The sequence below is a fragment of the Nisaea denitrificans DSM 18348 genome (assembly GCF_000426505.1).
GTDB lineage: Bacteria > Pseudomonadota > Alphaproteobacteria > Thalassobaculales > Thalassobaculaceae > Nisaea > Nisaea denitrificans.
The window spans coordinates 180,605-201,582 of the sequence record NZ_AUFM01000015.1 but is presented as its reverse complement, the minus strand read 5'-3'; the positions used below and the strand labels follow the sequence as shown (position 1 = coordinate 201,582).

19 protein-coding genes are annotated in these 20,978 nt (G+C 61.4%); 14 read left to right on the top strand and 5 right to left on the bottom strand.

The genetic code is table 11. The features are described 5' to 3' along the window. Positions 1-36 precede the first annotated feature (36 nt). Positions 37-735 carry a DUF599 domain-containing protein gene (locus K328_RS0111395; protein ID WP_028466083.1) on the top strand — a complete coding sequence of 233 codons (699 nt, stop codon included), beginning with the start codon at positions 37-39 and terminating at the stop codon, positions 733-735. Here the strand turns inward: K328_RS0111395 and K328_RS0111390 are convergent. Continuing rightward, positions 732-2,771 (bottom strand): NADH:flavin oxidoreductase, encoded by a 2,040-nt coding sequence (locus K328_RS0111390; RefSeq protein WP_028466082.1) that lies wholly within the window; start codon positions 2,769-2,771, stop codon positions 732-734. The genes K328_RS0111395 and K328_RS0111390 overlap by 4 nt on opposite strands. Positions 2,772-2,858: 87 nt before the next feature. Further along, entirely contained in the window at positions 2,859-3,323 is a 465-nt protein-coding gene (locus K328_RS0111385) for a flavodoxin family protein (RefSeq protein ID WP_205620651.1), read from the bottom strand. A gap of 186 nt (positions 3,324-3,509) precedes the next feature. Here K328_RS0111385 and K328_RS23655 point away from each other — a divergent pair, with 186 nt between their 5' ends. The 5 genes from K328_RS23655 (at position 3,510) to K328_RS0111360 (ending at position 9,541) form a co-directional block, all read left to right on the top strand. Continuing rightward, positions 3,510-4,283, top strand: coding sequence for a nitroreductase family protein (locus K328_RS23655; RefSeq protein ID WP_051284809.1), 774 nt, complete (start codon positions 3,510-3,512; stop codon positions 4,281-4,283). A 42-nt stretch (positions 4,284-4,325) separates the two neighbouring features. After that, positions 4,326-5,204, top strand: coding sequence for an isocitrate lyase/PEP mutase family protein (locus tag K328_RS0111375; protein ID WP_028466080.1), 879 nt, complete (start codon positions 4,326-4,328; stop codon positions 5,202-5,204). Between the two features lie 359 nt (positions 5,205-5,563). Next, the gene (locus tag K328_RS25810) at positions 5,564-7,570 is read left to right on the top strand and encodes a PAS domain-containing sensor histidine kinase (RefSeq protein WP_156901281.1); all 2,007 of its coding nucleotides are present in this window, start codon (positions 5,564-5,566) and stop codon (positions 7,568-7,570) included. A gap of 119 nt (positions 7,571-7,689) precedes the next feature. Next, complete coding sequence (locus K328_RS0111365; RefSeq protein WP_245577499.1) at positions 7,690-8,451, top strand: TVP38/TMEM64 family protein; 762 nt, start codon at positions 7,690-7,692, stop codon at positions 8,449-8,451. 109 nt (positions 8,452-8,560) lie between these two features. After that, on the top strand, positions 8,561-9,541 hold the full coding sequence (locus K328_RS0111360; protein ID WP_028466078.1) for a DUF2333 family protein: 981 nt from the start codon (positions 8,561-8,563) through the stop codon (positions 9,539-9,541). Positions 9,542-9,566: 25 nt separating this feature from the next. Here K328_RS0111360 and phaR read toward each other — a convergent pair whose 3' ends face one another. Beyond that, entirely contained in the window at positions 9,567-10,271 is a 705-nt protein-coding gene (gene phaR / locus K328_RS23645; protein ID WP_084608252.1) for a polyhydroxyalkanoate synthesis repressor PhaR, read from the bottom strand. A 247-nt stretch (positions 10,272-10,518) separates the two neighbouring features. Between phaR and K328_RS27005 the strand changes: the two genes are divergently transcribed. The 6 genes from K328_RS27005 to K328_RS0111325 all read left to right on the top strand — a co-directional run bounded on the left by K328_RS27005 (position 10,519) and on the right by K328_RS0111325 (position 15,816). Next, positions 10,519-11,034 carry a hypothetical protein gene (locus tag K328_RS27005; RefSeq protein WP_245577497.1) on the top strand — a complete coding sequence of 172 codons (516 nt, stop codon included), beginning with the start codon at positions 10,519-10,521 and terminating at the stop codon, positions 11,032-11,034. Continuing rightward, positions 10,946-12,109, top strand: coding sequence for an alpha/beta fold hydrolase (locus K328_RS23640; RefSeq protein WP_245577495.1), 1,164 nt, complete (start codon positions 10,946-10,948; stop codon positions 12,107-12,109). The genes K328_RS27005 and K328_RS23640 overlap by 89 nt, the downstream gene beginning before the upstream one ends. Next, entirely contained in the window at positions 12,106-13,221 is a 1,116-nt protein-coding gene (locus tag K328_RS0111340; protein WP_084608251.1) for an alpha-hydroxy acid oxidase, read from the top strand. The genes K328_RS23640 and K328_RS0111340 overlap by 4 nt, the downstream gene beginning before the upstream one ends. Before the next feature lie 140 nt (positions 13,222-13,361). After that, entirely contained in the window at positions 13,362-14,537 is a 1,176-nt protein-coding gene (locus K328_RS0111335; RefSeq protein ID WP_028466075.1) for an acetyl-CoA C-acetyltransferase, read from the top strand. Between the two features lie 92 nt (positions 14,538-14,629). Continuing rightward, the gene (gene phbB / locus K328_RS0111330) at positions 14,630-15,352 is read left to right on the top strand and encodes an acetoacetyl-CoA reductase (RefSeq protein WP_028466074.1); all 723 of its coding nucleotides are present in this window, start codon (positions 14,630-14,632) and stop codon (positions 15,350-15,352) included. Between the two features lie 62 nt (positions 15,353-15,414). After that, positions 15,415-15,816 (top strand): carboxymuconolactone decarboxylase family protein, encoded by a 402-nt coding sequence (locus K328_RS0111325; protein ID WP_028466073.1) that lies wholly within the window; start codon positions 15,415-15,417, stop codon positions 15,814-15,816. Between the two features lie 13 nt (positions 15,817-15,829). Here the strand turns inward: K328_RS0111325 and K328_RS0111320 are convergent, their stop codons facing one another. Then, positions 15,830-16,636 (bottom strand): N-acyl homoserine lactonase family protein, encoded by an 807-nt coding sequence (locus tag K328_RS0111320; protein ID WP_028466072.1) that lies wholly within the window; start codon positions 16,634-16,636, stop codon positions 15,830-15,832. A 230-nt stretch (positions 16,637-16,866) separates the two neighbouring features. Here K328_RS0111320 and K328_RS25805 point away from each other — a divergent pair, with 230 nt between their 5' ends. Continuing rightward, on the top strand, positions 16,867-18,879 hold the full coding sequence (locus K328_RS25805; protein WP_051284807.1) for a methyl-accepting chemotaxis protein: 2,013 nt from the start codon (positions 16,867-16,869) through the stop codon (positions 18,877-18,879). A gap of 16 nt (positions 18,880-18,895) precedes the next feature. Here the strand turns inward: K328_RS25805 and K328_RS0111310 are convergent, their stop codons facing one another. After that, entirely contained in the window at positions 18,896-20,071 is a 1,176-nt protein-coding gene (locus tag K328_RS0111310) for an MFS transporter (RefSeq protein WP_028466071.1), read from the bottom strand. On the opposite strand from K328_RS0111310, the gene K328_RS26670 reads away from it, so the two are divergent. Further along, positions 20,070-20,960, top strand: a complete 891-nt coding sequence (locus tag K328_RS26670) for an AraC family transcriptional regulator (protein WP_051284806.1) — start codon at positions 20,070-20,072, stop codon at positions 20,958-20,960. The genes K328_RS0111310 and K328_RS26670 overlap by 2 nt on opposite strands. Positions 20,961-20,978 lie beyond the last annotated feature (18 nt).

Below are 20,978 nucleotides of genomic sequence, written 5' to 3'. Positions count from 1 at the left end.
GGCAGGATAAGTTTGTGCCGGGGCGAGGAGACCGAAATGGAGTCACTTTTGGACATGCTGCGGCGCGACGATCTGGTCGCGCTGGCGATCTTCATAACCTGCTGGTTCGGCTACGAGACTTTTGTGGCGTTCAGGATCAAGCGCGGGCACGGTCTGCCGGCAGCCATGCAGGCCTGGCGGCGGGACTGGTTCGAAGCGTCCGCGACCCGGGAAAACCGGATCATCGATATCCAGATCCTGCGCTCGCTTGCCGGGAATTCGGCCTTCATGGCCTCGACCAGCATTTTCGTCGTCGGCGGTCTTGCCGCCGTCTTCGGGGCGTCTGAACAGGCCGTCGCGGTACTGAACCAGTTTCGTTTTCTTGCCGAAACAAGCCAGGACCGGTTCGGCCTGAAGATCGCCTTGCTGATCTTCATCTTCACCAATGCCTTCTTCCGGCTGGCCTGGTCCATCAGGCTGCACAACAACGCGGCCGTGGTTCTGGGAGCGATCCCTCAGCCTGAATTCGAGGATCTGCGTGAGGTCGGTCGTGAACGGGCCGGGGTTGCGGCCGAACTCGCGAGCCTGGCTGCCCGGCATTACAATGGCGGTGTACACTCCTATTATTTCGGCCTCGCGGTCTGCACATGGTTCGTGCATCCCTTCGCCTTCATCGCCGCCTCGCTCTGGGTCGTCGCGGTCCTGCATCGCCGGGAGTTCCGCTCCCGGGCCCTGCGCACGGTGCGTCGGAACTAGAGGTCCTTGGCGAAGCGCAAGCCGTCATAGATCGATGCGTGGATATTGCGGGAGGCGACTGCGTCTCCGATCCGGACCAATGTGAAACCGGCATCCGGATTGCGTGCCGGGAAGGCGTCCTCGCCCCTGATCAGGGCCTTGTAATCCACGGCACCGAGATTGCGGGACTGCGGCTTCAGATCGAAATAAAGTTCGTCCATCGGCAGGGTGCCATGTTCGACCACGACATGATCGACGGCGCGGGTCTCCGTCCGCTCGCCGTAATCCGAGCCAAGCGTGGCTACAAGTTCGTTCCCGTTCCGAGAGACGCCGATCAGCCGCATGTTGATGGTGATACGGCTGGCCGACTGGTGCAGCGCCTTGGCATAGGCGACATGATTGAGGCCGCCGATCTCCGGCGCGAAAAAGCGCTCCGGTGTGACGATCTCGACTTCCGCCCCCTTCTCGATCAGCATTTCCGCCGCCTGCATGCCGGGATGACCGCCATTATCGTCAAAGACCAGCACCCGGCCGGTTGCCGAAAGATCGCCTGACAGCACATCCCAGCTCGAATGCACCAGCGCGTTGCCTTCTTCGAGGATTTCCGTGTTCGGCAGACCGCCGGTGGCGATAAAGACGAAATCCGGTTCTTCCGCCAAAACGTCCGCCGCTTCGGCGTAGGTATTGAAGCTGATCTGGACCCCGGCTGCCTCAAGCTGTGCCAGACGCCAGTCGACAATGCCGATCAGCTCGGACCTGCGCCGGCTCTGCGCCGCCAGACGGACCTGGCCGCCTGCATCCGGCGCGGCTTCGAAAACATGGACATGATGCCCTCGCGCGGCGGCGACCCGAGCGGCTTCAAGGCCGGCTGGACCTGCGCCAACCACGGCGATGCGCTTGCGCGGTCCTTCCGTTGGCGAAATGACCTGCGGCATGGTCAGCTCGCGCCCCGTCGCCGCGTTGTGGATGCAAAGCGCTTCGTGCCCTTCGTAAATCCGGTCGAGGCAATAGGTGGCGCCGACGCAGGGCCGGATATCGTGTTCGCGGCCCTGGCTCAGCTTCAGGGCGATATGCGGATCGGCGATATGGGCGCGGGTCATGCCGACCATATCGAGTTTACCCTCGGCAACGGCGTGCCGGGCAGTGGCGACATCCGCGATCCGGGCGGCATGGAAGACCGGGAACCTGGTCTCGGACCGGACCTCGCCGGCGAAATCGAGATGCGGGGATGCCGGCATGCCCTGTACCGGGATGACGTTCGACAATGCCGCGTCGCTGTCGATATGGCCGCGGATGACATTGAGGAAGTCGACCTGACCGGTGCCGACCAGCCGGCGGCAGATCTCTATTCCCTCATCCTTTGAAATCCCCTTGTCCCACTGCTCGTCCGCGACCAGCCGCAGGCCGACAATGAAATCGGCGCCGACCCGGTCCCGAATGCTGTCGAGTACCCGGCGGGTGAAGCGCAGCCGGTTGTCGAGGCTGCCATTATGCTCGTCCTCGCGGAAATTCGTCGCCGGAGACCAGAAGCCGTCGAGCAGGTGACCGTAGGCCTCAAGTTCGATGCCATCGAGCCCGGCGGCCTGCATTCGCTCGGCTGCCGTGGCGTAATCTTCCGCGATACGGTCGAGATCCCAGTCCTCGGCTTCCTTCGGAAAGGCCCTGTGGGCCGGCTCGCGCACTGGGGACGGGGCGAGGACGGGCAGCCAATCCGCCTTGTTCCAGTTGGTGCGCCGGCCAAGATGGGTGATCTGGATCATCACTGCGGTGCCGTATTCGTGGCAGTCGTCGGCAATGCGTTTCAGATGCGGAACGATCTCGTCGCGATAGGCATGCAGGTTGCCGAAGGCGGCCGGGCTGTCTTCGGAGACGAGGGCGGACCCCGCCGTCATTGTCATGGCGATGCCGCCCTTGGCCTTTTCTAGATGATAGAGCCGGTAACGGTCGGTCGGCAGGCCGTCCTCGGAATAGGCGGGCTCGTGCGCCGTGGACATCAGCCGGTTGCGCAGGGTCAGGTGCTTGAGCTGGAAAGGCTGCAGCAGGGGATCTCGGGTCATCGGCATCTCCGAGGAGAGAGGGCGGGAGCCATCAGGCTAGCAGGTTGATGCGCATGTAAATGCTTCACGGCGACATGAATGCCGTTCCTAGAAAATTCCGGCCTCCAGCCCGGCAGACATGCCGGCACCGAGATCGTGGCATTCCTCGATGAATTTCGGCTCAAACGCGCCGCGGCAGACCAGCGGTTCCTGAACCGGGCGCCAGCGCAGACCGGTTGTGATCGATTGTACTGCCCGGCAGGTGCCGGTGCCGTCATGCCCGGCGCGCACGAAAAGCGCATAGGGCAGGCCCTGGGTTTCCTCCAGGCAGGGATAATAGATCCGGTCGAAGAAGTCCTTCAGCGCTCCGCTCATATAGCCGAGATTTTCGGTCGTTCCGAGGATCATGGCATCGGCGGAGAGGACGGCATCAGGGCCGGTATCGAATGGTGAGAGGCAGGTCACGTTCACACTGCCGTCGCCGGCTTCCTCGGCGCCGCTGCGAACCGCATCAAGAAGGGTGCGTGTGTTTTCGGACGGAGCGTGCGCGACGATGAGGAGAGATTTGATCATTCGCTAACGGTAGCAAATCCGCAACGTGGTGCACGCTGCTTATTCTTGCCGATGGGGAACCGCTGGAATTCCGGTGTTCAGCCCCACATTGTGGCAGGGCCGCTTGCAGCCCTGCGGCGACCGGGTAGAGTTGCCGCCAACAGACGCAGCCGAGGCTGCGCGATCGGAACCGGAGAAACACCGCCAATGCCCGACAGTCAGAACATCCCTTCGAACGATGTGATCGAAACGCTCCTGAACCGGGTCAGCGTTCGCAAATACACCGACCAGCCGGTCAGCGAGGAGATGATCGATACGATCCTGAAGACTGCGTTCAGGGCGCCGACTTCCTCGAATATCCAGACTTATAGCGTTGTCGTGGTCCGCGATCAGGAACGACGCGATGCATTGATGGCGGCGTGCGGCAATCAGCGACATATCGGCACAGCGCCGGTCTTCCTGGCCTTCTGCGCGGATCTTACCCGGATCGAGGATGCTCTGGTCCGCAACGGACACAACATCGACAGCAACAATCTGGAAACCGGCCTGGTGTCCGCCCTCGATGCCGGGCTGGTCGGCATGTCCGCCTATCTGGTGGCGGACAGCCTGGGTCTCAAAGGCGTGATGATCGGTGGTGCCCGCAACAAACCGGTCGAAGTCGCCCGGATTCTCGGTCTGTCGCCTCGGGTCTTCTGCGTTTTTGGCATGTGTCTCGGCTGGCCTGGGGAAGCTCCGGCGCAGAAGCCGCGCATGGATTACGACGGTCTGGTGCATTTCGAACAGTATGGCAAAAGCCGGAGTGGCGCTGACGCAACGGCAATCGTGGACAGCTACGATGGTGCGCTGGCGAAACATTATCGCTCCCAGGGCCGGGAGACCACCGATGCTTCCTGGTCCGACGATATGGACAAGAAATTCTCTCCGCCGCTTCGCGACGATCTGCGCGAACGGCTGAAGGAACTCGGATTCGATTTCCGCTAGAGCGGGTTAACCGCCGGCCGGACAGTACAGGGAGGACTGAACATGGACTGGAAAGATCGCCGCCGCCGGTTTCGCGGCGTTATCGAGGGCGAGCGGTGCATTCGGCCGGGCTCCGTGCATGATGCGCTGTCCGCCCGGATCGCCGAGGATCTCGGTTTCGAGGCTGGAATGCTTGGCGGCTCCGTCGCCTCGCTCGCAGTCCTCGGTGCGCCGGACGTGATGGTGCTTACCTTGTCCGAGCTTGCCGGGCTGGTGCTGCGGATCAACCGTGCGGGCAACCTGCCGCTGATGATCGACGCGGATCACGGTTTCGGCAATGCGCTGAATGTCCGCCGTACGGTGGAGGAGCTGGAGACGGCGGGTGCCGCCGGTCTCTCGATCGAGGATACGGACCTGCCCGAGCCATTCGGCAGCGATGGAAAGGCGCGGTTGCTCAGCCTTGAGGAAGGCGTCGGCAAGATGCGGGCCGCGCTTGCCGGCCGGCAGGACCCCGATCTCGTCATTGCCGGTCGCACCAGTGCCGCCAGCATCAACGGCGTTGCTGATGCCATAGAGCGGGCGAAGGCGTACGAAGAGGTTGGTGTCGATGTGATCTTTCTGATCGGCATCAAGACCCGGGCGGATCTCGATGCGGTCTCCGAGGCGGTGAGCCGGCCGCTAATCATTGGCGGGGTGCCACCGGAGCTGGATGACTGGGATTATCTCTCTGCGCGCGGCGTTCGTATCGCTCTTCAGGGGCACCAGCCGATCGCGGCGGCAGTTGCCGCTGTTGAGGCAACCCTGCGCGCGCTGCGGGACGGCTGTCACCCGTCCGAAATCAAAACGCCTCTGGCATCGCCGGATCTGATGAAGCGTCTGACCCGTGCGGAAAGTTATGAAGACATGTCGGAGCGGACGCTGGGCCGGATTTCGGACTCCTGACAGAAGCAGAAAATCAAAGCATTTCAGCGATTCGGACCCGATTCAGAAATGGCGGGGAAGTCTCGATGATTATCTATACGCGAAGGCCTTGATCCCGGCGTCTGCGTGTGGGGGCGTTGAAATTGGCTGTATGGAAACGGTTTTCACAGAATTATTTTTAAAAAATGAAGTGTCTTTACAAATATTTAACGTTTCTGGTGTGCGGGCTGTTCGCCGCCGCGCACGGCAACGCGCATAACAGCCTCAGGTAGGATTGAAAAAACTAGGCAATCCGCGGATTCCCTTCGAACCGGGAATGGGTCACTCTGCTATCTGTGATGATGTAATCTGAGACCTGTGACTGGCAGCTTGATTTGGTAGTGAACACCAAAAACCGCCCCATCGGCGATGCGGGGGAAACAGTCACGACAATGCCAGGCGGCGTGTTTGCCGCGGCTATTCCGTCGGAATATCGCGGACCCGATCTCGAAATCCTGCACCGCACTCCCGGATTTGAGGCGGCGCTTCTGGATCTCGGGGTCGACGGTCTCGAAGAGGTCGATCCGGGTTATCTTTCCCTGCTGAAGTCGGTTCTGGCCAGTGGGGAGACGCGCAGCCGCAATCTCCGGGCGCATGCGAGAGAGAACCAGCGCTTTCTGCGTATCGATGCCTATCCGATCCGGGACACGGAAGGGGCGGTCTCCGGGATCTCCGTCGTGGTGACGGATAATGCTCCGGCGGCCCGCCGGGAAGAAGCGATTCTGCGTAACCTGGAGCTGGAACGCTCCAGGTTCGACGATTACCCGGTCGGTACCACGGATGAAGACTGGACCGGCGCACGTCGGGTGCTGGAACGTTTGAAGCGGGACGGTCACACTGATATCCCGGCCTATGTCAGAGCGAATCCGGGGATTTTGCTGGATCTTGCCGATGGTGCGCGGATCGTTGACCTGAACGAGGCGGCGGTAAAAACCTACAATGCGCCGGACAAGCGCACTCTGATCGACCATTTCAATCAGGCGCCGGACCTTTCTTCCTACAATCCCGAAACCGGACTCTCGGACATCTTTGTTGAATTGCTTGCGCGTTTCTTTGCCGGCGAGACCAAGGTTGTGGTCGAGGGGTGGGATACGACATTCGACGGACGTCAGATCTATCTGCGGACCAGCACCAGCATCATGCCCGGCTTCGAGGGGAGCTGGGGCTGGGTGTTGCAAACGGTGGAGGACATCACCGACCGTAAGGAAATCGAGGATCAGCTCCGAACGGCGCAGGAGCGTTATGAGCTTGCGGTTGAAGGTGCGCGCGACGGGCTGTGGGACTGGAACCTGGCCGGGAACGAGTTTTTTGCCTCGGCGCAGATGTGCAAGACGGTCGGTTGGGGTACGGAATCCCGTACCATGCCGGGCCGGGCTGCGGACTCCTACATCCATCAGGAGCACCGGAAGGCCGCACGTCGCGCCATGATGCGGAAGCTGCGCGAGGGTGCGGACAGTTTCTCGCTGGAATACCGGATCAAGGATCGTGACGGGGATCCCGTCTGGGTTTCCAATCATTTCCGGGTGGTCCGCAACGCGGCGGGCCGGGTCGCCCGCATGGCCGGCTCGGTCACCGAGGTCACGGCGCGCAAGAAACATGAAGACGAGCTGCGCGCGGCCAAGGAGCAGGCCGAACTTGCCAATCGGGCCAAGTCCGAGTTCCTCGCGAACATGAGCCATGAGCTCCGGACCCCGCTGAACGCGATCCTCGGATTCTCCCAAACGATCGCATCGGAGATGTTCGGAGCCCTCTCCAACGACCGGTACAAGGAATATGCGGGCGATATCCATAGCAGCGCGGTGCATCTTCTCGAGCTGATCAACGATATTCTCGATATGGCCAAGATCGAGGCGAACGAGTTCATTGTCGCCGACGAGCTGTTCGATGCCATCTCGGCGGTCGGCCGCTGCGCCCGCTTCATGAGCGAGCGCGCCGCACGGAAGCAGATTGAAATTGCGGTTTCCATCAATCAGAAGCGGCTTGCGATCGAAGCTGACCAGCGGATGTTCCGCCAAATCCTGCTTAACCTGCTGTCCAATGCGGTGAAGTTCACCGACGAGGGCGGAAAGGTCTGGGTTGAGGGTGGAGAAATCGTCGACGGCTATCTGGAATTCCGTGTCGGAGATACCGGGATCGGCATGGCCCCGGAGGACATCGAGGTCGCGCTGACGCCGTTCGGCCAGGTCGGCAAAGGCCGGCTGGTGGCGCAGGAAGGGTCCGGCCTCGGCCTGTCCATCGTCTCCCGCCTGATCGAGCTGCATCAGGGAAGCCTGAGTATCAATAGTGAGATCGGCAAGGGAACGCTTGTGACATTGCGGTTTCCGGAGAGCCGGTTGCGCCAGATCTGAAGAGGCGGCCTGTATCGGACTCCGGGCCGGTCACGCTGGTGTGAAATCCTTTCATGTGCGGATTAGCGCTGCATGGACTACCTCCAACCTGACCGACAGGAAGATCTGCGAGGTATCAGGTGGTTGAGGAAGCTGGGGTGAGCGGTGTGGTGAACAGCGACGGTGAGCAGGCCGGCGTGGGTAAACGCGGTTGGACCTCCCGTCTGGTGCCGGTTCTTGGTCTCGTGCTCGCCATGGCGCTGTTCTTCGGGCTTGGCCTTGATCGCTATGTCAGTCTCGAACTGCTGCGGGATAATCGCGAATTACTGACCGGTTATGTCGCCGACCACTATCTGCTGGCGGCGCTGGCCTTCATTGCTCTTTATGCCGTTGTCACCGGGCTTTCCGTGCCGGGGGCGGCTGTGTTGACGCTGAGCGGGGGCTTTCTCTTCGGAGCCATTGGCGGCACGGCTTATGCGGTGATCGGCGCGACGATAGGCGCGACAGCTGTTTTCTGGGCCGCGCGGACGGCTTTTGGCGACGCACTGCGTGCCCGGGCAGGCAAGGCGGTCGGCCTGATGCGCGAAGGTTTTCGCAAGGACGCCTTCAACTATCTGCTGTTTCTGCGGCTGGTGCCGGCTTTCCCTTTCTTTGTCGTGAATCTGGTGCCTGCCTTCCTTGGCGTTTCCACCCGGACCTATGTTCTGGCAACTGTCATTGGCATTATTCCCGGCGGATTCGTGTTCGCAACCGTCGGCGCGGGCCTCGGCAGCATCTTCGACCAGCAAGGCGAAATCGGCCTCGGCGATATCATGACTCCGGAAATCATCCTCGCTATGGTCGGGCTTGGCCTGCTGGCTCTGGTGCCCGTTGTCGCCAAACGTTTCCTTGGCCGCCGCTAGGTCAGCTCAGCGCCGTCCCGCCTCGTCAAGCTCCGCTTCCTCAATTCCATTGCGCTCTCTCCGTAACATTCCCATGTTAGACGGGACTTCTGACCGACGGAAATGAGTGATGGCGCAAAAGCACGATCTGAACTGGGACGACGATACTCCGGCACAGCGGCGCGCCATTGCGCCCTGGATAGCGCGTCTTGGCGGATACGGTTTCGGACTGATCGTCGTCGCCGTCGTGGCCTACTACCTTATCGGCATGGCTCTGACGCACCGGATCTCCGACGATGTCGACCAGGCATTGAGCGAGACAACACCGGGTGGCAGCCGCGCCGTTCAGATGGCGGCGGACCTGATCTACCGGGAGACCGAGCAGAACAGTTGGGTCGCGAACAACCCGTTTTTCCTGCCCGGCTACATGCTCGACAACATGCCGAATTTCCAACAGGGCATCATCTATGCGATCAGCCGTTTCGCCATCGAAATGTCGGATCAGCTTGGCCGGACACGCGCTTCCAGCGAAGTCGACAAGGATCTGGAAGATGCTGCTGGGAAGCTGAAGTTCCCGGGCACCATCTGGCTGTTTGATTTCGAAACCTCCTGGGCGCCGACCACTCCCGCGGAAAAGCAATATGCAGCCGCCCGCCGCGCACTGATTGCCTATAACCAGCGGCTGGCCGCCGGTGACGCCACCTTCGAGAAGCGTTCCGACAATCTGCAGGCCACCCTGGAGCGGATGACGGCCGATCTCGGCTCATCCTCGGCGATTATCGACCAGCATCTGACACATGCCGGCGGCTGGGGCATGGATACCAAGGTGGACGATATCTTCTACAACGTGAAAGGCCGCCTTTATGGCTATTACATGTTGTTGCGGGAGCTGGGCGTCGATTTCGACCGGGTGATCCAGGATCGCGACCTCGGATCGGCCTGGAACCAGATGCTTGCGTCCATGCGTGCGGCCGCCGCGCTCGACCCGCTGGTGATCATGAACGGGGCGCCGGACGGCTTGATGTTCCCGAGCCATCTCTCGGTGCAGGGCTTCTACCTGCTGCGTGCCAGAACGCAGTTGCGTGAAATCACCAACATCTTGCAGAAGTAGCTTCGTTTTTCGGGCCTGAAGCGGCTCAAGCGTCGTCTTTATCGTCCTTCTTCGACGATTGCGCGGTCACATTGGCCGTGCCCAAGGTGCTCAATTGCTGCTGCAACTGCACAATCTGGTCCTGCAGTGACTGCAGGGCATCGACGGCGCCCTTGGACGGATCCGCCGCCGCGCTGGCAGGTTTGGTCTCGGCTGCCCCGTTGTCTTCGCTATCCTGCGGCCGGTAGGGGTTGAACATGCCCATGGTCTTCTCGAGCATTGCCATGTTCTGCTTGCCCATTTCCTCGAAATTGGAAAATGGGAACATGCCGCCGAGAGCTTCCTGCATGTAATCGCGGGTGCGATCCTGGTCTTTTGTGAAAGCCGACATCGCGAACTCGAGATAGCGCGGAACCACCATCTGCAGATTGTCGCCGTAGAAGCCGATGAGCTGGCGCAAGAAACTGATCGGCAACATGTTTTGGCCTTTGCTCTCTTCCTCGACGATGATCTGCGTGAGGACCGGGCGGGTGATGTCCTCGCCCGTCTTGGCGTCGTAGACCACGAAGTCCTGGCCGTCCTTGACCATCTGGCACAGATGATCAAGCGTCACATAGCTGCTGGTCGCCGTATTGTAGAGACGCCGGTTCGCGTACTTCTTGATCGTGATGACCCCGGCGGTCGCCCCGGCAGCCCCTTCTGCACCCGTGCCCGGGTTATTCTGGGCCGTCTTCTTGCGTTGAGTTGCCATGCCGGTTTCCCCTTGCTTCCACCCTTGTGACCGTGCCCGGTTCCGGATTCACGGTATTCGACGATATTGCATCGCACAGTGAAAAGCGTATTCGGAAAATCCTTCGTTGCAATGCGAAATATTGCGATGATCTTTCCGGTCTTTGAAATTTTCTCACAGAGATTGCGGAAATCGCCTGTCCCGGTCAGGATTTGGCGGATGGCGAAGGTGCCCCTGGAACCGGCGGAATATTGGTGCTCAAGGAACGATGTCGAAGCAGGTCGACTACGATGCGCTGGCCCACAGCTTTCTTGATCTTTGGCAGGATCAGGCAACCCGGATGGCTCATGATCCGGAAATGCGGACCTTTGCCGAGCAGTGGATGGCCCTTTTCATGCCGTTTGCCCAAGCGCCGGAGGAGCCGGATGGTGCCGCCGGAAGGGAGCATGATGGCTTTGCCCCGGATTACCGGGCGGGTGGTGCCGGCCGGGCGCATGGCGCGGACCGACCGGCAGGCGCCGGGCCTGGCGATATAGGAGAGAAACGCGGTGTCGATGACGGACCCGAAGCCAAAACATCCGGACCGCCCGCCGAGACTGGGGCCGCGCCCGTTGCCGCTGTACCTGACGACCGCGATGCTGAACTGGAGCGGCTCGCGGCTCGCGTCAGAGAGCTTGAGGAGCGGCTTGCCTCCCTTGAATCCCGGCCTCGAGACACTGCAGCGGGATCTGGAACGCCAGCTGAAAGACAGCGCCGCGGAGACAGCCGGAAACGGCGATCCTGAAGGCGATGAGGCGCAGCCGGAAAAGGCGACCTGGGACGCTTTTGTCTCTGCCGTCGACCAGGCGATCCTGGAGCGCAGTCAGGATCTTCTCGACGCGGTCCTGATCTATCGCCGGCATCCTTACGTTCGCGAAACGGAACCGGCGCCAGTGGCCTGGCGGGCGGGCGGTACAGCGCTTCTGGACTATGGAACGCGGAATCTCGACGGCCAGCCGGTGCTTGTCGTCCCGTCGCTGATCAATCGCTATTACATCCTCGACCTGAGACCCGAACGGTCTCTTCTCCGTTATCTGGAGAGCCGCGGCTTCCGCCCCTTCGTCGTGGACTGGGGCGCCCCCGGGCCGAGCGAGGCGCGGTTCACCCTGACCGATTATGTCGCCGGTCGGCTGGATCAGGCGCTTGATGCGGTCCGGGCCATTACCGGGAAGCCGCCGATCGTTCTTGGCTATTGCATGGGAGGTTTGCTCGCGCTTGCGCTGGCAACGCGGCGTCAGGCCGATATCAGGGCGCTTGGGCTGCTGGCCACGCCATGGGACTTTAGCGCCGGCGCACCACCCGTTGCTGCGCTCCTGCCGCTTTTGAGGCCGTTCCTGACGATGACTTCCGACAGAGGGCACCAGGTCGGGACCGATCTGCTGCAGGCGATGTTTCACATGCTGGACCCGATGCTTGTCATTAAGAAGTTTCTGCGTTTCCGGTCGCTGGACGCCGATGGTGCCGAAGCAATTGATTTCGTCGCGCTTGAGGACTGGCTGAATGACGGGGTGCCGTTGATGGGGCCGGTCGCGGCCGAGGCGTTTCTTGACTGGTACGGCGCGAACTCGACCGCGCAGCTGCAATGGAAGATTGCCGGGCGTACGGTCGACCCTGCCGATATCAGTCTGCCGACAACAATTATTATTCCGTCGCGGGACAGGATCGTTCCGCCGCCCTCGGCCGAAGCGCTGGCGGCGGCTTTGCCGCATGCCGAAACTTTGCGTGTGCCGCTCGGCCATGTGGGCATGATGGCAAGTTCGAATGCCAAGAAAGCGGTCTGGGAACCGCTTGGGGCTTGGATGGAGGAGACAATCAAATGAGTAGCGTGGTGTCCGGCATGAATGAGGCGGACAATACAGACCCCTCGGAACGGTTCTTGTGTCTGCACGAGATCGTCGAGGCGGCGGAGCAGGCGCTGAGCGAGAATATCTGGAACTATTTGCGCGGTGCTACGGAAACCGAGACGACGATGAAACGGAACCGCCAGGCGCTGGACAGCGTGGCATTCCGGCCCCGGGTTCTGAACGATATGCGCGAGGTTGCGGTTGGCGGGCGTCTGCTCGGAAAGGACCTGGCCCTGCCGGTCCTGCTGGCGCCGGTCGGCTCGCTGGAGAGTTTCGAGCCCGGCGGCGGAAAAACCGCGATGCGGGCGGCTGCCGAATTCGGCAATGCCCTGATGCTGAGCAATGTCGGCTCTATTCCGATTGAGGACGTCGCTGCCGAGGCCGACGGAATGTTGATCTCCGCCCTCTACAAGCGCGGCGACGATGGCTGGCTTGATGAGCAGGTGCAGCGGGCGAAGGATGCCAAGTGTTTTGCGGTCTCGCTGACCGTCGACAGCGCCTATTACAGTCGGCGCGAGCGGGATATTGCCGCCCGTTTCGTCAAGCCGTGGCGCGCTGGTGCCGGCGCGGACTGGCAGGCGGCTCTGAACTGGAAAGACGTGGAGCGCTTCAAGGAGCGGTATGACATTCCGCTGATCCTGAAAGGAATTGCCACGGCCGAGGATGCGGTCATGGCCGTCGAGCGTGGCGTGGACGTGGTCTATGTCTCGAACCATGGCGGCCGGCAGCTCGACCATGGACGCGGATCGCTTGATGTTCTGCCGGAAGTCGTGGATGCGGTCGCCGGGCGGGCGGAGATCGTCGTGGACGGCTCGATCCAGCGCGGCACGGACCTGGTGAAGGCCATTGCACTCGGTGCCAATGCTGTCGGCATGGGGCGTCTGTTCTGCTGCGGTCTTGCGGCGGCCGGCGATGCCGGGGTGGTGCGCATGCTGACGCTGCTCCGGGACGAGGTGCGGACAGCCGTTGCCCTGCTCGGCGAGAACAGTCTTTCCGATGTGCGGGCGAGCCATGTTCACCCGGCGGCTCCTGTCGCCGGGCCGGATGTGTTCAGTGCGTTTCCGTTGATCGGCGCTTACCCGTCATAGTTTTGATCTGACGCAAAGCGCGGGTCACAGTTTGCGTGTACTGATCTATTGTGTGACGGTGCTTTACAAGGGGTATCGTCACACGATGGCCTCTGGGTTGACTAGGGGCGCCGGGAGAGGCGCCGAGGGAGAAAGAGACTATGACCGATGTGGTAATTGCCGGGGCCGCACGGACCCCGATCGGAGCGTTTGGCGGCGGCCTGAGTTCCCTGTCGGGAGCGGATCTGGGCGTCATCGCCATCAAGGAAGCGCTGAGCCGAGCGAAGGTCAATGCAGGCGAGGTCGACGAGGCCATTCTGGGCCAGGTGCTGACTGCGGCCGCGGGTATGAACCCGGCCCGTCAGGCGGCTATCGGCGCCGGTATCCCGCAGGAACGAACAGCGATTACGATCAATCAGGTCTGCGGCTCCGGCCTGCGCGCCGTCGCCCTCGGCGACCAGGCGATCCGCGCCGGAGACAGCAAGATCGTGGTCTGCGGCGGTCAGGAAAGCATGAGCAACGCGCCGCATGCCCAGACCCTGCGCAATGGCTACAAGATGGGCGATGTGCAGCTCATCGACACCATGATCAGGGACGGGCTCTGGGATCATTTCAACGGCTACCACATGGGCAATACGGCGGAGAATGTAGCGTCCAAGTGGCAGATCTCCCGGGATCAGCAGGACGCTTTTGCGGCGGCTTCCCAGAACAAGGCTGAAGCAGCGCAGAAAGCCGGCAAGTTCAAGGATGAGATCGTTCCCGTAACGATTTCCGGCCGGAAGGGCGACACCGTGGTCGACACGGACGAGCATCCGCGTCATGGCACCACGATCGAGGCGCTTGGCAAGCTGCGTCCGGCCTTCGTCAAAGAAGGCAGCGTCACGGCCGGTAATGCATCCGGTATCAATGACGGTGCGGCGATTGCCATCCTGATGACCGGCGATGAGGCGGTGAAGCGGGGCATCACGCCGTTGGCCAGGATCGTCTCCTTCGCCACGCGCGGTGTTGATCCGGCGATCATGGGCTCCGGGCCGATCCCGGCAAGCCGGGCGGCGCTCGAGAAAGCCGGCTGGGCCGCAAGCGATCTCGATCTTGTGGAGGCCAACGAAGCCTTCGCCGCGCAGGCTTGCGCCGTGAACAAGGATCTCGGCTGGGACCCCGAAATTGTGAACGTCAATGGCGGTGCCATTGCGCTCGGGCATCCGATCGGCGCATCCGGCTGCCGTGTCCTGATCACGCTGTTGCACGAGATGCAGAAGCGGGATGCGAAAAAGGGGCTGGCAACCCTTTGCATCGGCGGCGGCATGGGTGTCGCGCTCTGCGTCGAGCGGGACTGAATTCCGGTAGATAAAACCGGTGGCGGAACCGGAGGGGCCGGTTCCGAATTTCTCTCAATAAGTATCGGCTAAATCAAAAACTGGAGGGAATAATGGGGCGTGTCGCAATCGTAACGGGTGGGACCCGAGGCATTGGCGAAGCTATCAGTCTCGGTCTGAAAGAGGCCGGTTGCACGGTTGCCGCGAATTACGCGGGCAATGACGAGCGGGCGAAGGCGTTTACCGAACGCACAGGTATCCCTTCCTACAAGTGGGATGTTTCCGATTTCGACGCCTGCGCGGCGGGTGTGAAGCAGGTTGAGGCCGATCTCGGACCGGTCGACATCGTGGTCAATAACGCAGGCATCACCCGTGATGGCACGATCCACAAGATGGATCACAAGATGTGGCAGGAAGTCATCGATACCAATCTTGGCGGCTGCTTCAACATGTGCCGGAATGTGATCGAGGGCATGCGGGCGCGGAAGTTCGGCCGGATTGTGAATATCGGCTCGATCAACGGTCAGGCCGGGCAGTACGGTCAGGTGAACTATGCCGCTGCCAAATCCGGCATCCACGGCTTCACCAAGGCGCTGGCCCAGGAAGGCGCCCGCTCCAACATCACGGTGAACGCCATCGCGCCGGGTTATATCGACACCGATATGGTCGCCGCCGTGCCGGCAAACGTGCTGGAGAAGATTGTCGCCCGGGTCCCGGTCGGCCGTCTTGGCCATGCGGACGAGATTGCCCGCGGTGTGGTGTTCCTCTGCGCCGACGATGCCGGCTTTGTCACCGGATCGACCATGTCGATCAATGGCGGACAGCACATGTACTGATCGGGCGCGGGCCGGTTCCCGGCCCGCATCCGCCTTCCGATAGCCGAGATGGGGAGACGTTCATGAGCGCCACGGTCACGCCGGTTGCTTACGAGGACGCGCCGGATGAAGTCCGCGCGGTCTATGACGACATCATGTCGTCCCGGAATATCGATTTCATACCGAATGTGTGGCGCACGCTGGCGTCCCATCCGCCGACCCTGGCCCGGATCTGGTATGGACTGAAAGAGGTCATGGCGCCCGGAGCCCTCGATGCCCGGACGAAGGAAATGATCGCGGTCGCTGTCTCGGCGACGAACGGCTGCGAATATTGCACCCGTTCGCACACAAAGCAGGCCCGTGGCCATGGCATGACCGAGGAAATGTACGGCGAGTTGATGGCCGTGATCGGCATGTTCAACCAGACCAACAAGCTGATCGAGGGCTATCAGGTCGAGGTCGACGAATTCCTGAAAGAGGTCTGAGCCTAGAAACGTCTCAGGCCTTTTTCGGCATCACGTCGAGCCGCACCACCGCACCTTCAAGATCCGGCGACGGGGCCGGGTAGTAATCCATCACCAGAGGATCATGTCCGGGCACAATGTGGTCCGGGCTGTCCGCCAGCAGTTCCATGGTGTTGAACCCTGTCATCATCGAGCCGAGGTCGTAGCAGATCACGAACGGTTTGCGTTCCCGGACATTCTCGTAGAAATGGGCGCAATCGGAGGCCAGCACGACCCAGCCGCGCTCGGTGCGCACGCGCACGCACATCAGGCCGGCGGAATGACCGCCAATCTTGTGGATACTGAGGCCCGGCGCGAGTTCCGCATCGCCATCGTGGAATTTCGCCTGTCCGCCATAGACCTTGCGTACCATGGCGACAACATCCTCGACCTCGAAAGGCCTCTGCACAGCCTCGAAACACATGCAGCGCCCTGTGGCAAAGGACATTTCGGAATCCTGGATATGGAAGGTCGCCTTCGGAAATTCTCCGATCCCTCCCGCGTGGTCGTAATGCATGTGCGTAATGATGACGTCCTCGACTTCGGCGGCGTCAATTCCGAGCAGCGCCAGGCCTTCGGTCGGCGACCGCAGCAGCGGTGAGCCCCGTTTCAGGGAGGCAACCTCGCCGAAACCGGTATCGACGACAAAGGTGCGTTCTTCGTTCCGGATGACCCAGACGAAATAATCGAGCGGCATCGGAACGTCATGGGCATCCGGGAAGACGAAGTTCTCGTTTCGCATGCGCTTGGCGTTATGGGCATAGCGCACTGCGTACACTTCGTAAGTCTGTTCGCTGCTCATATTGTTCCTCCCCTGGAATTCGTTTCTGAGCCGAATTATTTTAACCAATCCATTATGGCATAGCATTGCCAGCCGGGAAAAAATATGGAACAAGTCCCTTTTGTGTTGTGAAATCATAGATTTAGACAATTGGCGCAAAATTTGAGCTGAGCTTTAATAAAAGTCTGGCGACGCTGCCACAACAAGATGGCGGGCGCAGGGCAAGGGAAACAAAAGGAGGACGAGAGCAAATGTTCTCGAAGTTTAACGATATGAAATTTGGGGTTAAACTGCTGATCGGGATTGGCGGGATTCTCATCCTGCTGGTGATCAACAGTGGAGCTTCATTTTTTGGCTTGTTGCAGGCTGGCGGCGCGCTGACTCGCTATCAGCAGCTGACGAACCAGGCTGCGCAGATGACCGCGGCACGATCGGATCTGCTTCAGGCCGCTGCCGAAGTGCAGCAGTTCCTGATCGACGGCAGCGCCGAATCTGCTGCAAAGGCGCAAGCCGGCATTTCAGCCGTGCGCGAGGATCTCGAGATTGCCGAGAATGGCGCGACGACGGATGAGGCGCGCGCTCGCCTTGCCAATATTCAGGATAAACTTTCCGGCTACGGTGCGGTTTTCGAGACCGTTGTCGCGAGCCGCGAGAGACGTGACGTGGCGAGCGCCGAAATCAATCAGCTGGGCTCCGATCTGGAGAAGAAGCTGACGGCGATCATGGCCGAAGCGAACGAAGCCTACGATGCGGAGCTGGCGTACAAGGCCGGTCAGGTACTACGCAGTTTGCTGATTCAGCGCGCTGAGCTGAACCGCTATCTGCTGGACCAAAAAGCGGAGACTTTCGGTCTGGTCGAGGCCGAAAAGACACCGCTGAAGACCAGCTTTGACGAATTGATTGCGAACCTTCAATTCGGTCAGGACGACGAGTTGACTGAAGCGCTCAAGACCAGTGTCGCCGCTTATCAGCAAGGATTGCAGGCGGTTCGGGATCATGTCGTTTCGCTCAACGGTATTCTCGCCGAAGAGCTGGAACCTGCGGCTGCCGGCATTCTTGCCGATGCTGCCGGTGCCTATGAGATCATCCGTGACGAGCAGACCACGATCGGAACGGAAGCCCGGGACAGAACCGAGCAGACGGAAATCCTCTCGGTCGTGGCGACGCTGGTCTGTGTCGTGATCGGTCTGGCAGCGGCCTTCCTGATTGCCCGTGGTATTTCGCGGCCCATCAAGGCGTTGACCGGGGTAATGGCGCGTCTTGCTGCCGGTGAATCCAGTACCGAAGTGCCGATGACCGAGCGCGGCGACGAAATGGGAGAGATGGCCAAGGCGGTTCTGGTGTTCCGTGAGAGCATGCTGAAGGCCGAAGAGCTTCAGGAAGCCTCGCGGGCCGATCAGGAGCGGCGCGAGAAGCGGACCCGCCGGATCGAGGAGCTGACCAAAAACTTCGACAGCACGGCGACGGAGACGCTGACGTCCGTCTCCGAAGCGGCTGAAAATCTGCGTGGCTCGGCTAACAGCCTGACCCAGACGGCTGACCGGTCCAGCAACATGGCCGGGATGGCGTCGTCTGCCTCGAACCAGGCGACGGAGAATGTGCAGACCGTGGCCAGTGCCGCTGAAGAGCTTTCCGCGTCGATCACGGAGATTTCCCAGCAGGTCTCGCGGTCGACCCAGGTGGCCGATCAGGCGGTGGAGGATGCGGAACAGAGCCGCGTACTGGTTCACCGCCTCGCCGACAACTCAGCCAAGATCGGTGAAGTGGTGAAACTCATCACCGATATTGCCGAGCAGACGAACCTTCTTGCCCTCAACGCCACCATCGAGGCGGCGCGCGCGGGCGAGGCAGGCAAAGGGTTTGCCGTTGTTGCTTCCGAAGTGAAGAATCTGGCGACACAGACGGCTCAGGCGACAGAGGAAATCTCGACCCAGATCCAGACCATCCAGGACGATACAAAGCATACCGTCTCGTCCATCCAGCACATTGCCGAACGGATCGAGGAGATCAACCGGATCTCCGCCGGGGTGGCGACCGCCGTCGAGGAGCAAAGCGCTGCAACTCAGGAGATCGCCCGCAATGTGAGCGATGCCGCCGCCAGTACCGGGTCCGCGAATGAAAATATCAGCGGGGTCAGCGATGCGACGCGGGAGACCACGACGATCTCGGGCGAGGTGTTGAGTGCTTCGGAGCAGGTCTCCGCGAAATCCGGAGACCTGAGCCAGGTGGTGCAGCGGTTCCTGGCCGAAATGCGCCAGGTTTAACCCGCTTACCGTTCCCTTATTCCGCCGCCGCGATGGCGGCGGATGGGGGCCGGGGCAGCAGCAGCACCGCCGCGGTGATGATTGCTGCCGCAATGGCCGCACCGAGGAACATGGCAGGGAACCCTCCACCCGTATCATAGAGCCAGGAGAGGCCCGGCACCACAGCGGCGGAGACCGTGAAGGTCAGCACGTATTTCACCGCATAGACCCGGCCGCGCCAGCGGTCCGGGGTGTAGCGCGCCACCAGCGTGTCGTTGATCGGGATCTGGCCGAAGACCAGCACCATGACGGCAACGGATGCGGCGACCATGGCCCAACCATCGAGATTGACTGCAACGAACAGCGCGACGGCCTGCCCGGCGGTGACGGCGAGGAAAATCGGTTTGATCGCATGTTTGTCGATAGCGCGGCCGACGACGATCTGGGAGAAGGCGGCAAGTGCGTACACCGCGCTCGCGATGGCGCCGACCTCGGTTGCCGAATAGGACAAGGAGGCGAGCCGGTCATCCAGTACTTTCGGTAGCGCAACGGTCATGGAATTGAAGATGAATCCGCCGATTGCGGCCGAGATGCCGATGACCAGCAGGACCCGCTGCCAGCCTATTACCGGAGCGCCATGATCGGCGCCACGTGACTGCACGGTCTCCACGGGAGCATCGGGTTGCAGCCGCGTCCAGAAGAACCCGGCCAGAATGGAAAGTCCGCCAAGCAGGAAAAAGGCGGCACGCCAGCCGGCGAAATCGACAAAGGCGCCGATGGCCAGCGCGGATGCCGCGACCCCCATATTGCCCCAGACCCCATTGACGCCGAGCCGGCGTCCCAGATTGCCGCCGCCTTTGGCGACCATCGCGATTCCGACAGGATGATAGATCGCAGCGAACACGCCGATCAGTGTGAGGCTGGCGGCCAGATGCCAGTAGGAGGTGGCAAACCCGGTCAGGATGCTGGCGCCACCGATCCCCGTGAAGAAAATCAGCATCATCCGCTCCCGGCCCCAGCGGTCCCCGAGCCAGCCCGCGGGCAGCGAGCAGACGCCAAAGGCGATGAAGCTGCCGGTGGCAAGCACCAGAACCGAGCCGTAGCTGTCCGCGATGTCGGCGGCGGCAAGGGCTGCCACGGCCGGAAACAGCAGCATGAAGAGATGATCGAGCGCGTGGCCCAGATTGAGCAGCAGCAGACGGCGCGGATTCATGGAGTCCCTCCTGAAGGTCTGGCCACAGGATGGCATGCGCCGTATCGTCTGTCTCACGATGAAAAGTCAAAAAATGACGTCCAACGGACAAAACTTACCGATCAGGGACGCGGTCGCGGCACTTTCCGATACCGCGCCGCAGATCACGGCATTCGGCGCTTTCTTCGCGCGGGGACACGATACCGGCGTACATCACCATGACCGGGCCCAGTTCGTTCACGCCGAGCGCGGTCTGCTTCAGGTGTGGACCGAGGAGGGGCAATGGTCAGTGCCGCCGGGCATGGCTGTCTGGGTCCCGGCCCAGGTGCCGCACCGGGTCAGGGCGATCAGCGATGCCGATTTTGTTTCGCTCTATATTCGTGCTCCGCATGGAGACGAGCCGGAGATCCCGGTCCCGTCCCGGTGCGGTGTCGTCACCGTATCCCCCTTGCTCAAGCACTTGATCGTCCATCTGAAAGAGCTCTCCGCGGGATCGGACGGGGATCGCCAGAACCGGTTGGCCGCCGTCATTGCCGACGAGCTGACAGAGCCGGTCTCCGCCGATCTGCATCTTCCGATTCCGTCGGACAGGCGAGCGGCCCGGGTTGCGTTGGCGATGATCGAGGATCCGTCCGATGACCGGGACCTTGCCGCCTGGGGGCGTGAGGTCGGTGCCAGTGGCCGTACCCTGACTCGCCATTTCGCTGCCGAGACCGGGTTGTCCTTTTCTGAATGGCGGCAGCGCTGCCGTCTCTTCGCGGCGCTCGAAATGCTCTCCGCGGGCAAGCCTGTCACAGCAATCGCCCTCGACGCCGGCTATCGGAGCCCGAGCGCATTCTCCGCGGCATTTACCAAGATGTTTGGTATTTCCCCGAGGAATTACAGGATCGCATCGCATCCTGACGGGTGACGAAAATTCAGATTTAAA